Source organism: Tamlana carrageenivorans, from assembly GCF_002893765.1.
GTDB lineage: Bacteria > Bacteroidota > Bacteroidia > Flavobacteriales > Flavobacteriaceae > Pseudotamlana > Pseudotamlana carrageenivorans.
The window spans coordinates 339,032-351,888 of the sequence record NZ_CP025938.1 but is presented as its reverse complement, the minus strand read 5'-3'; the positions used below and the strand labels follow the sequence as shown (position 1 = coordinate 351,888).

Sequence of the window (12,857 nt, the reverse complement as noted above, 5' to 3'; positions counted from 1 at the left end):
AGCTATAATGTTCTCAACTCCACGCCAACGCCCCTATTAAAGGAGATAAGTTTCTATCTGCATAACACACGCCTACTGTGATTTCTAGCTTAGGAGAAATCTTCTCGGTAAGGAATATCCTAGTTCTAAAAAGAGATTCCTTACTGCCTATCGGAATGACAAAAAAATAGGTGTTTTATTATTTTAAAAACCTATTCCAAAACATCAAAATCGTAAATATTCTTATCCAAAAGGTGAGAGGGTGATACATTCTGTAAGGCATTGAGCATAACCGAACTTCTGTCAGGAAATTCATTTTCCCATTGGCTAATCATTTCTTTTACTTTTTTACGTTGTAAATTTTCTTGAGAACCACATAAATTACAGGGAATGATCGGGAAATCCATGTGCTGTGCATATACTTCTATATCCGATTCTTTGCATAGGGCTAAGGGGCGTAAAACAATTAAATCGCCAGCGTCATTCTTAAATTTGGGGGGCATAGCTTCTAATTTACCAGCAAAAAAGAAGTTCAATAAAAAGGTTTCAATAATGTCATTTCTATGATGGCCTAGCGCTAGTTTATTGCAGCCTAAATCTTTGGCAGCTTCATAGAGCGTGCCACGTCGTAGTCTGGAACACAGACTGCAGGTAGTTTTACCTTCAGGGGTCTTTTCCATTACTACTTTATACGTGTTTTTTTCAATGATTTTATAAGAAACACCTAACTCATTTAAATATTCAGGAAGTACATGTTCGGGGAAACCAGGTTGTTTTTGATCTAAATTTACCGCCATGATTTCAAAAGAAATGGGAGCCACCTTTTGAAAGTGAAGCAACATTTGAAGCAAAGTGTAGCTGTCTTTACCGCCAGAAAGACAAACCATAATGCGATCGCCATCTTCAATCATAGTATATTTTTTAATGGCCTCGCCTGTAGCGCGATGTAATTTTTTAGTAACCTGTTCTATACTTTCCATCTTGCAAAAGTATTACATTATGTCATATTCTGGAATTATATATGACAACTAAATTATGGTATTTTATGAATTCAATACCATTTTAAAAATCTGCCGAAGTTTATTTTGTAAACTTATAATTTCATATTGAAAAGTAGAATTTTGTCTAACTCGTTTTTGAAAATTTCGCTTATATTACAACTGTTAAATTAACTTAAGTTACCGTAAAAATGGATGTAATTGATGATGTTATTAAAAAGCTAAAACAGCCTTTAAAACTATTTGAAGCTTCTAAATATGTCTCTATTGATTTATCGGTTACCAATAAACGATTTTCAAAAGTAGATTTGAATTCTGTTGAAAGTTTCAGTGCTTATATTAATGATTTTCTTGATACCCATGAGGCGGAAGTGGCTTACGGAGGGTATTTAGAGGAACGTCATATTTATAAACGTAGCACATATTTTTTAGAAAATAACAGCGAAGCGCGAAATATACATTTGGGCGTGGATTTTTGGTGTCCTGCAAATACACCAATTTTAACACCTATACAAGGTAAAATTCATAGCTTTAAGAACAATAGGAATTTTGGCGATTATGGCCCAACCATTATTTTACAACATGAGTTAGATGAACACAAGTTTTACACGCTTTACGGCCATTTAAGTGAGGACAGTATTGCTCATATTTCAATCGGACAGACTTTTCAACAAGGTGAAGTTTTAGGAAGATTAGGGGATGCTTATGTAAATGGAAATTATCCACCACATTTACATTTTCAGCTAATAAAAGATATTCAAGGTTTTTGTGGTGATTATCCTGGGGTTTGTAGTAAGCAAACTCTAGCCTTCTATGCAAAAAATTGTCCCAATTTAAAATTTTGTTGATTTATTTATAGTATTAAATCAATAGCGTCCAAAACGCTTAAAAAGAGAAAGGGATTTTGTATCTCAAAATATTATTTTTGAGTTGCACAACAAAAAACAACCTTTCTCCATGACAAATATAACATTGTTCTCTCAGATAATCTCCAAATTAGACCGTTCTAGTTTTTCTAAACTTGTAAAAGCCAAGGGAATAGATAAACATCAAAAAGGATTTAATAGTTGGACACATTTAGTCTCCATGTTGTTTTGTCAATTTGCAAAAAGTCAATCCGTCCGAGATATAAGTAATGGACTTCGCTCTGCCACAGGAAACCTTAATCATTTAGGCATACAGAAAGCACCTTCTAAATCAACGATAAGCTATCAAAACAAACATCGAGACTGGACGCTTTATCGAGATTACTACTATGTTCTTTTAAAAAGTTTTGGACAGCACCCTCACTTAAAACGTGTTAAATTCAAAATTAAATCCAAGATATTTCTATTAGATTCTACAACGATAAGTCTATGTTTAAGTCTCTTTGATTGGGCAAAATACAAAACCCACAAAGGAGCTGTAAAAATGCACACCTTGCTTGATTATGATGGTAATTTACCGCACTATGTAAATATTAGCGATGGTAAAACAGCAGATAATAAAGGAGCTTACGATATTCCTTTGATTAGCCGTTCGGTTATTGTCGCAGATCGATTTTATAATGATTTTTCGTTACTTAACGTTTGGGACAGCAACCAAGTGTTTTTTGTAATTAGGCACAAAGAAAACATCCAATTTAAGAGTATTAAAGAAAAAGAATTGCCAGAAAATAGACATCATCATGTTTTAAAAGATGAAATCATTGAGCTAACAGGGGCTAAATCAAAAACAAAATACCCAAAGAAGCTACGTAGAATAGCTGTATGGGACGATAAAAATAACCAGGAAATAGAACTTATTACCAACCAAATGTCTTGGACAGCAAACACAATTAGCCAACTCTACAAAGCTAGATGGGATATTGAGATATTCTTTAGAGACATCAAACAACAGCTACATATTAAATCGTTTATAGGAACTTCTGAAAATGCCGTAATGATACAAATATGGACGGCTCTTATTACTATACTCATCCTAAAAGCCTTAAAAGCAAATGCAAAATATAATTGGTACTTGTCCAATTTAGTAGCTTTTATAAGACTTAACCTTTTTGTCAAAGTGGATTTGCAAAAATGGATTGATAGCCCTTTTAACGAGCAGCCTCCCCCCAAACAAAATTATACACAAGGGGTTCTTTTTTGAAAAAGATAAAAAACATGGCTAATTACCAGTAAAATCGTTGACTTTTGATTAGATCAAAAATGTTTAGGACAGGATTGGTATTAAATTAATTCTTTATCAGTGATATAGCTCAATTTATTACTGATTTTTCAGTATATTTAATAGGTAAATTAATTAATAATTATTGTCCGATAAAAAACAGAATTAGCTAAAAAAGCTTTGGTGTTGGCCTTTTTTATTGATCGCACTCTTTATTTTGAAAACAGAACCTCCTTATGGGTCAAAAAGGCTTAATTGCCCAATGTTTTTGGTTGTAATCTCTTCTCAATTAGCTTCTGGGTTTTTCAGGAATTTGAACAAATCGATATATGTCATCAAATGGTATCGTATGACGGACATCATATTGGAATAAGCCCAGTTTCTTTGGGCTTTTCTTTGGATCACAAGCATAATGAGCTGGATTATCAAACTGACCCAGATTTGTATTTCGATGGCATTTTGATTGTCTCCCAAAAAATACTTTAGCGGAAAGTTCTGTTTAAGCCGCTTGAACATCTTTGGGCAAAATGAAATTTAATACCTGTTTGATTATGGGTTGTCCGCTAAAGTTTTTACTTTTATTCATATCTTGGATGTGTGATAACTTCAAGATACAAAATAAGCGGGAAATCCTATCTTGGAAATCCCGCTTTTAAAATCTTTTATCGGACACTAATGTATAAAAATATAAAGATCAACCCGTTGTGCATTTTAAATAATGTTAATTTTAATATTATTAATGTTTCTCCCAAAAATAAACTTATTGATATACTGAATAGTTGTTAAAGCAGTTATCTTAGCTACGATTCTTGTTTTAAAACCTTCAAAAGTTTTAGCATAATTGCGTCTTATCATAAATTGGTCACAAAGTTGTGAAAATAATGTTTCTATCCTTTTCCTCTTTTTTCTAAATACATAAGGCTGTACTTTGTAATTTTTTTGATTGCTTCTCATAGGTGTATTTAGCGTTATATTACAGGTTTCAAACAAGTTAAGCTGTATTTCTGTTGATAAATAGCCTTTATCACCAATTAATGTACAATCGCTTATTTGCATCTTAATATCTTTAAGATAATTAATATCGTGTACAGATGCTGGACTCAAATCGATACTTTGAAAGACACCATTTACAGAACAAACAGCGTGCAGTTTATAACCGTAATAATTAGAACTTTGAGCTGTACAATAACCTTTATCTGGAAATGCATAAGTGTTTTCTTTACAAATCTTTGAACGAGAACTGCGTGATAATTTACAAACTTCTAAAGGCATACTATCTACTACAAAATAATCTTCAAATTCATTAAAATGGGAAGCTAAGCTTAACCTGATACTGTTGAGCTTATTAACTAGTTTTCGTCTTCTTCTATTGTAGACACTTCTCTCTATTTTTGATAATAGGGAATCTGGAAGTTTTCTAAAAAGGTCATTTTCACTATCTATTCCCATAAATTCGGCAGTAAGACTCAAGCTGATAAGTTCTAAATCACTAAGCTTTGGTTGTCGTCTTTGATAACTTAAAAGTTGTTCTTTCGATATTTTTCTTAATACTTCCAATATTCTTTCGTAATTTGCACTCAAGTTGTTCATTATTAATGATTTGTGGTTAAATCAATTTACTGATTTTCAGTAAGATGAACAACTTTTTTCTTTTAAATCATAATGCACAACGGGTAAAGATCAGATTAATTATCAGATTGTTTTAAGGTTAAATTAATGTGAATGACAAATGTCCTAATGCTTTTCTGTGACCTATGGTATGTTTACAAAACCGTCCTCATTCCTCATGTTTTAGTTATGCATCTTATTATCAGTAAAATAAAATGAGGACGGTTTTTGCTTTAATAACATAGCTAAAGTAAAACTGCATAGTTTTGTGTTTTATAAGGTTATCCTTTCCAATTCAAAGCCCTGGTCTTTGAGTATGTCATAATTTAGTATGTAGGCACTTGTCCGGCTTTTGCCAAACAATACATTTTTTCTGCGGTGTTCTATAAATGAGCGGTGTTTCTTCAGTTACTCACCAACAACCGCCTGGTCTAGCGTGGTTAATCATTCTTTTCGTGCTTGTTCTCTGTACAGTCCGTGTATCGAGCCAACTCTCAGGTAAAGTTGTTTGCTGTTGTTTTCTCCAACCTCAATCTTGTAATGTACATCCTCGATAAGCTTGTACAGGTTAACCTGGACTACCTAATAAATTTGGTACTATTTTATACTAAGCAGCTTTGTTAATAAATCCTTTTAATTGTAATTCTTTTTCAAGAGGCGTCATGTATCCTAAACTAGAATGTAATCTTTGAGTGTTATACCAGTTTAAATATTGATCAATAGATTTGTATAATTGATTATAAGACGTATACTTAAATCTGTTAATCCACTCATATTTAATGGTTTTAAAAAAACTTTCAGCTACAGCATTATCCCAGCAATTTCCCTTTCTACTCATGTTTTGTATCACTTTTTGATTAAAAAAGAACATATTTGTGATTCTGTTGGATGCATATTGCACACCCCTGTCCGAATGAAAAATACACTGCTGGTTTATCACTCTGTTTCTTCTAGCATCAACCCAGGCCTTTAAAACCGTATTCTCAGTAGTCATATCTTCACTTAAAGACCAGCCTATTATTTTTCTATCAGCCAAATCCATTATCGTGGTTAAATAGTTCTATTGTTGATTAACTCTTATATACGTAATGTCAGAGACTAATTTGTAGCCTAAAGAAAAACTGGTAAAATCCCTGTCTAATTCATTTTTAGCTGTTTTTAGAGAATGATTTGAATCCGTAGTTACCACAAATTTCTTATTCATTACACTTCTTAGTCCCATTTCTTTCATAAGTAACCCCACATATGAACGGGAATAAAAAAGCTTTTCTCGTTCAAGTTGTTTTTGAATTCGATAGCTACCATAAATCTGTTTACTATTGTCAAATATAGCTTCGATTCTGTCTTTTAAAAATGATTTAGAGGAATTAACCTTTAAGGTGTCTTTGGTTTTAAGCCAATGGTAATAAGCATTTTTACTAACCTTCATGCATTTGCACATCTTTTCGACAGGATAAGTATTTTTGTTTGATAAAATGAAGTTATACCTTATCTGTCGCTCTTGGAAAAGATGCTCACCGCCTTTTTTAAGATGTCACGTTCCATTTTAACATCTCTTAATTCCTTTTTTAATGCTATAAGTTCTTGATGTTCTTTGGATTTAGGTTCATTTTTAGAAAAATCTCCTCCTTTTAAATCATACTCTTGTTTCCATCTATTAATAACACTTGTATGAACTCCATATTCTTCACTCAGTTGTTTTGTTCGTATACCAGATTTTGATAAATCTAATATCATCGATTTAAACTCGTTGTCATATTTTTTTCCCATAATTCAAATATAGTTTATACTCTATATAAAACCGTCACAACAAAGGTAGACACTTCAACCAAAGATTGCAGCACATGAAAGTATTGCTCCACTTGATCGCTTTGATGCTGTACGGATATGGTAAGTTTGGCAGATCGAATCAAAGATTGTTTTGCTGTTTGATAATCAAATGGAAACTCCAAATCGGAATGCTCCATTAGAATTTTCATAGGCGTAAGAACCGATGAGATATTGAGTACCGTTCTACGGTCGACATTACCGTATTCACTGGTCAGTTCATCCATGACCTCTGAACTTACACCTGGTTCCTCTTTTGAGTAATGTTCTTCAACCAAATACCGAAAATCAAAAACGGAACAAGTAATATTGATAAACTGTAAACTTTCCTCGGCTGCTTTAAATGATTTTAAATCGGAATAGTTCCCCCTGTTGGTATCATCAAATTCGCCCAACAAACTACGGCTACATAAAGCAGGGTCTTGTGTTGGCAAATCCTGACCGCTAATAATTCCCGAACCCCTGGGCTTGGCAATACGTGTTTCGTTGCCTCCCGATTTTACACCTGTCAATTTACCGTTTCGGTCGTCAATACCTTTTAACGCCTCGATGGTATTCTTCTGAATACTGTTCTTGTACTCATTACCCCAAAGCGGATGGTTGGTAGTGGAATCCATACTACGCTGCATACCTGTACTTGTACTCCCTGATGCGAGGTTAATTGCCATATTCCATTGGGGGTTTGCCAAACATATACATGATGCTTCGAGCTGCTGTACTCTTACCTGATTGACGTTTCCCGAAAAGGAACAATAAAGGGAAGTATCCGAAATTGGCTTTGCAGATAAGGTCACTAAAAACGGTTGAAATATAATAAGCAATCAATAATTCGGCATTACCGGGATAAACACTACTCATTGATGTTGCCCATTTCCCGAAGTTCCAATCGCTGCCTTTTATCGGCTTCACATACTTTGAGTTTTCTTTGAATGGATAGTGTCATAAAATGGATTCGACAGGCTCAAAATAACATAGCTTGGTACTTTATTACTAGTCCATAATTTATTTTATTGTGATGCTGGTTTTATTCACCTCTTCTGAAATTTCAAAATGGTTTAAAGTGAGATTTGAGTTTTCAACCAAAATGTTTTTAGTATTCGCTCCTTCTACAAGAATAGCTGTGTCCTCAAAAGCTTTCATGTTTTTAAAACGAAAGTTTTTAGTGTTTTTCAAACTAAAAGCCGCGCCAATCTGATTAAGTACCTGTACGTTGTCTAAGGTAATATCCTGACTTTCGTTGGCTTCAAAGCCTTTTTTAGCTTGAATTAAAACATTTACAAAAGTTACATTTTTAACATTTAAATGGGCATCAACACCACCAACGATGCAAGCTTTTTCAGCGCCATAACAATAAATGTTTTTAAAATGAATGCCATCAAAATCAGGGGCTAAATATTTTGATGCATCAATATCAACAGGAATAGCGGCATTATCTTTATAATTTAAATTGAATGAAATCGCTTCACCAAGTAAATCACTCATAAAAACATCCTCAATAAAAATATTGGTAACTCTACCACCACGGGTAACATCCGATTTAAAACGTAAACCAATATCGGTTAAACTACAACTTAGGTTTTTAACATAAATGTTGTTCATTCGACCATCGGTATTGCTTCCTATTACGAATCCACCATGTGCGTGATATACTTTACAATTTTTGATAACGATATTTTCTAAACGGTATTGATCACCTTTCATGCCGCTTGATTTCATACAAATGCCATCGTCGCCTGTGTTTACAGTACAGTTGTAAAGCAGGACGTTTTGGCAGCGACTTATGTCTAAACCATCGGCATTTTGGTACCACCATTCGTTAAGAACTTTTACATCGTTCATAACCAAACCATTAATACCCCTAAGCATATTGGTGATATGGGGTGAATTCATTAAAGTAAGCCCTTCAACGAGCATGTTTTTTGTGTTTTCAATATTTAAAGTGTAGGGACGTAGCGTGAGGCGAACACGTTCCCAGTCGCTTTTGGTCATTTGCGATGTTTTTAAAGATTTCTTTAAGTCGATAGCTATCTGTGTCCCTTTACGTGGAAACCATAGTTTCCCATCGGAACTGAGTTCTCCTCCGGATTTCACTAAGGCTTTCCACTGTTTTTCAGTACGCTTTTCTTTTTTAATAGGACGCCATTTGTCGCCATTTCCGTTTATAATTCCGTGACCTGTTATGGCAACGTTTTTCAAATGTTCGCCATTTATTAAGGAAGGCATACTGGCTTTACCACTAGAAGAATACACTAACGGGTAATCGATTGCATTATCACTAAACATAAGTATTGCACCGTGTTCTAAATGTAAATTAACATCGCTTGCTAGGGTAATTGGTCCTGTAATAAATAAGCCTTGAGGTATAATGACTTTACCACCTCCTTCCTGCGAACACTTCTTTATTGCATTATTAATTATATTGGTGTTTTTAAATACTCCATCTCCAATGGCTCCATAATCAGTGATGGTATAGGTTTTATTTGGGAAGCTTGGGAGTTTGATGTTAAAAGATTGAAAGGGTAAATTTTGAAGGTGCTGATTCACCTCTTCTTGTGTGATATTTTGTGCGCTTAAAAAGCTAGAAAAAAGAATAAAAGCGAATAGTGTGCTTAATGGTTTCATAAGGTAGCCGATTAAAGGATTTTAGAAAATTATGTAAGTTGTTTTTAGTTGTACAAACGACCTCTAATTTACTTAAATTATGGCAAAGAGATTTGTTTTTGACTAACTATAAACGCTTTAATTTAAAAAGATGGCCATGACTGGATAAAAAAGGAGACTGTTATATAAGCTTAAAAAAAAGAAGCCACCCATGGGGCGGCTTCTTATGCGATCTTAATATTCCTGTTTTTAAGGAATTATTATTCATTAATTAAAACCCATTCGCCTTTAGCTAATAAAGGCTCGGCTTGTTTGTATTTCATGGTTTTGTTTTCACCATTCATAACATTTTTAATCGTTACACGATCATTACGTCCAATTTTTGGAGCCGAGCGTACAACAGTTTCCACAACTTCTGGTTGACGTTTCGTATTACTCGCAGTTCTATTTTGAGCAGAACGTTCGTCTAAATTCGGAATTTCTTCCTTTTGAGTTTGTGTGTTTTCTTTTGTACGTGTTTGTCTCGCTTCCTGAATGGTATTTTGAGTTTCTTGAGGTAATTCTCCTTTAAATAAGAATGAAATCACATCTTTATTGACTTGATCAATCATACTTTTAAACAATTCAAAGGCTTCAAACTTATAAATTAATAACGGATCTTTTTGCTCATGAACTGCTAATTGCACCGACTGTTTCAATTCGTCCATTTTACGTAAATGCGTTTTCCAAGCATCATCAATAATGGCTAAAGCAATGTTCTTTTCAAAATCGGTAATTAATTGTTTACCGTTAGTTTCGTATGCTTTTTCAAGATCGGTAACGACATTTAAAGATTTGATACCATCGGTAAAAGGAACTACGATACGTTTGAATTTATCACGTTGCGTTTCATATACATTTTTAATAACAGGGAAAGCCATATCGGCATTACGTGCCATTTTTTCTTTATAGTGGTTAAAGGCCGCATGGTAAACTTTAGAGGTGATCTCTTGAGCAGATAATTTTCCGAATTCAGCTTCTGATATAGGAGCGCTCATCGAGAAATAACGAATCAACTCGAACTCAAAGTTTTTGTAATCGTTAGCCAATTTATTGTTTTCAGCAATAATTTCCGAAGTATCGAAAAGCATATTGGCTATATCTACACGTAAACGCTCACCGTGTAAGGCGTGGTGACGACGTTTATAAACCACTTCACGTTGCGAGTTCATCACATCATCATACTCTAATAGACGTTTACGAACACCAAAGTTGTTTTCTTCAACTTTTTTCTGTGCGTTTTCTATAGACTTAGAAATCCATGAATGCTGAATAACTTCACCTTCCTTTAAGCCCATTTTATCCATCATTTTGGCAATACGTTCGCTACCAAATAAACGCATCAAGTTATCTTCTAATGATACGTAAAATTGTGAACTTCCTGGATCACCTTGACGACCGGCACGACCACGTAACTGTCTGTCTACACGACGCGAATCGTGACGTTCGGTACCTACAATGGCTAAACCACCAGCTTTTTTTACTTCTTCAGAAAGCTTAATATCGGTACCACGACCAGCCATATTGGTGGCAATGGTTACCTGTCCGGCATTACCTGCTTCGGCAACGATATCGGCTTCTCGTTTATGTTGTTTCGCGTTAAGGACATTATGAGGTATTTTTCTAATGCTAAGCATTTTTCCTAATAATTCACTAATTTCAACAGAGGTTGTACCAATTAATACAGGGCGACCTGCTTGCGATAGTTGGGTAACTTCGTCGATGACAGCATTGTATTTTTCACGTTTTGTTTTAAAAACCAAATCGTCTTTGTCATCACGAGCAATTGGACGGTTTGTTGGAATTTCAACCACATCTAATTTGTAGATTTCCCAGAATTCACCAGCTTCAGTAACCGCAGTACCCGTCATACCAGAAAGTTTGCGGTACATTCTAAAGTAGTTTTGAAGTGTTACTGTTGCAAAAGTTTGGGTGGCATCTTCAATTTTTACATTTTCTTTAGCCTCAATCGCTTGGTGGAGTCCGTCACTATAACGACGTCCATCCATAATACGACCTGTTTGTTCATCAACAATCATAACTTTATTATCCATCACCACATATTGTGTGTCTTTTTCAAATAAAGCATAGGCTTTTAATAATTGATTTAGGGTATGAATACGTTCAGATTTTACACCAAAATCTTTATATAAATCTTCTTTAAGGTTGGCTTCTTCTTCAGGAGATAGCCCTTGATTTTCTATTTTGGCAATTTCTTCGCCAATTTCTGGTAAGATGAAAAAGTCAGGATTATCTTTTCCAGAAATGTAGTCAACCCCTTTGTCTGTTAATTCAACTTGATTATTTTTTTCTTCGATAACATAGTATAGTTCCGCGTCCACCTTAGGCATTTCGCGGTTGTTATCTTGCATGTAGAAATTTTCGGTTTTTTGAAGCAGTTGTTTGATACCATCTTCAGATAAAAACTTAATTAGGGCTTTGTTTTTAGGAATACCACGGTAAACGCGTAACAATTGAAAAGCACCTTCTTTAGTATCACCTTCTTTAATTAATTTTTTAGCTTCAGCTAAAACACCTGTTAAATATTTACGTTGTACCGAAACAATATCGTCAACTTTAGGTTTTAACTCATTAAATTCATGGTGGTCACCTTTAGGAATTGGGCCAGAAATAATTAATGGCGTACGGGCATCATCAACTAATACAGAATCGACCTCATCGACAATGGCGTAGTTGTGTGGACGTTGCACTAAATCTTCAGGAGCGTGTGCCATATTATCACGTAAGTAATCGAAACCAAATTCGTTGTTGGTTCCGTAAGTGATGTCGGCATTATAAGCTTTACGTCTTTCTTCAGAATTTGGCCTGTGGTAGTCAATACAATCGACACTTAAACCATGAAATTGAAAAATAGGTGCCATCCAAGCGCTATCACGTTTTGCTAAGTAATCGTTAACGGTTACTAAGTGTACACCTTTTCCAGCTAAGGCATTTAGGTAAACAGGAAGGGTTGCCACTAATGTTTTACCTTCACCTGTTTGCATTTCGGCAATTTTACCTTGGTGCATGGCAATACCACCAATAAGTTGTACATCGTAATGGATCATATCCCAAGTGATGGCTTTACCAGCAGCATCCCAAGAGTTTGCCCAAACGGCCTGGTCGCCTTCTAGAACAACATAATCTTTTTCACTAGATATTAAACGGTCAAATTCGTTTGCAGTAACCGAAATGGATGTGTTATGCACAAATCGTTTAGCGGTTTCTTTTACCACGGCAAAGGCCTCAGGAAGAATGTCGTTTAAAACTTTTTGAGTGATTTCGTAAGCTTCATCCTTAAGTTTATCGATATCTAGATATAAGTCTTCACGTTTGTCAATGTCTTCGGTGTTTTCGGCCTCTAAAGTAAGATTCGCAATTTGGTTATCAATATCTTTATTAGCCTCAGCAATTTTCGCCTTAAATTCGGCTGTCTTAGCTCTTAATTGGTCGTGAGTAAGTGCTTCTAGAGCTGATTCAAAGGTTTTTATTTTAGAAACTATTGGCGTGATGGCTTTGACATCTTGTTTCGATTTGTCGCCAACAAAAACTTTTAATACAGAATTTAAAAGATTCATGAGAGTTATTTTATGTGTTACACCTAGATCAAACTAGGGTTGTCTATTATATTTTAAATGGTTCTTTAGAAGCATTTTTTAA

General features: G+C 34.6%; 9 protein-coding genes and 1 pseudogene. 2 read left to right on the top strand and 8 right to left on the bottom strand.

What is annotated here, in order from left to right; translation table 11 throughout:
• Positions 1-191 precede the first annotated feature (191 nt).
• Complete coding sequence (gene ttcA, locus C1A40_RS01630) at positions 192-959, bottom strand: tRNA 2-thiocytidine(32) synthetase TtcA (RefSeq protein WP_102994369.1); 768 nt, start codon at positions 957-959, stop codon at positions 192-194.
• Positions 960-1,168: 209 nt separating this feature from the next.
• Here ttcA and C1A40_RS01625 point away from each other — a divergent pair, with 209 nt between their 5' ends.
• Complete coding sequence (locus C1A40_RS01625) at positions 1,169-1,825, top strand: peptidoglycan DD-metalloendopeptidase family protein (protein WP_102994368.1); 657 nt, start codon at positions 1,169-1,171, stop codon at positions 1,823-1,825.
• A 109-nt stretch (positions 1,826-1,934) separates the two neighbouring features.
• Positions 1,935-3,104 carry an IS4 family transposase gene (locus C1A40_RS01620; protein WP_102994367.1) on the top strand — a complete coding sequence of 390 codons (1,170 nt, stop codon included), beginning with the start codon at positions 1,935-1,937 and terminating at the stop codon, positions 3,102-3,104.
• A 303-nt stretch (positions 3,105-3,407) separates the two neighbouring features.
• On the opposite strand, the gene C1A40_RS01615 is transcribed toward C1A40_RS01620, so the two are convergent.
• From C1A40_RS01615 to secA, 7 genes and pseudogenes are all read right to left on the bottom strand, one after another.
• Positions 3,408-3,638 carry a hypothetical protein gene (locus tag C1A40_RS01615; protein WP_199287733.1) on the bottom strand — a complete coding sequence of 77 codons (231 nt, stop codon included), beginning with the start codon at positions 3,636-3,638 and terminating at the stop codon, positions 3,408-3,410.
• A 195-nt stretch (positions 3,639-3,833) separates the two neighbouring features.
• Entirely contained in the window at positions 3,834-4,712 is an 879-nt protein-coding gene (locus C1A40_RS01610) for an IS982 family transposase (protein ID WP_102994366.1), read from the bottom strand.
• 625 nt (positions 4,713-5,337) lie between these two features.
• Positions 5,338-6,500, bottom strand: a pseudogene (locus C1A40_RS01605) (IS3 family transposase).
• A 14-nt stretch (positions 6,501-6,514) separates the two neighbouring features.
• Complete coding sequence (locus C1A40_RS01600) at positions 6,515-7,225, bottom strand: hypothetical protein (RefSeq protein ID WP_102994365.1); 711 nt, start codon at positions 7,223-7,225, stop codon at positions 6,515-6,517.
• Complete coding sequence (locus C1A40_RS01595; protein ID WP_102994364.1) at positions 7,215-7,466, bottom strand: hypothetical protein; 252 nt, start codon at positions 7,464-7,466, stop codon at positions 7,215-7,217. Before C1A40_RS01595 ends, C1A40_RS01600 begins: the two co-directional genes overlap by 11 nt.
• 93 nt (positions 7,467-7,559) lie before the next feature.
• Complete coding sequence (locus tag C1A40_RS01590; protein WP_102994363.1) at positions 7,560-9,179, bottom strand: glycoside hydrolase family 28 protein; 1,620 nt, start codon at positions 9,177-9,179, stop codon at positions 7,560-7,562.
• Positions 9,180-9,418: 239 nt separating this feature from the next.
• On the bottom strand, positions 9,419-12,775 hold the full coding sequence (secA, locus tag C1A40_RS01585) for a preprotein translocase subunit SecA (RefSeq protein ID WP_102994362.1): 3,357 nt from the start codon (positions 12,773-12,775) through the stop codon (positions 9,419-9,421).
• Positions 12,776-12,857: the final 82 nt, after the last annotated feature.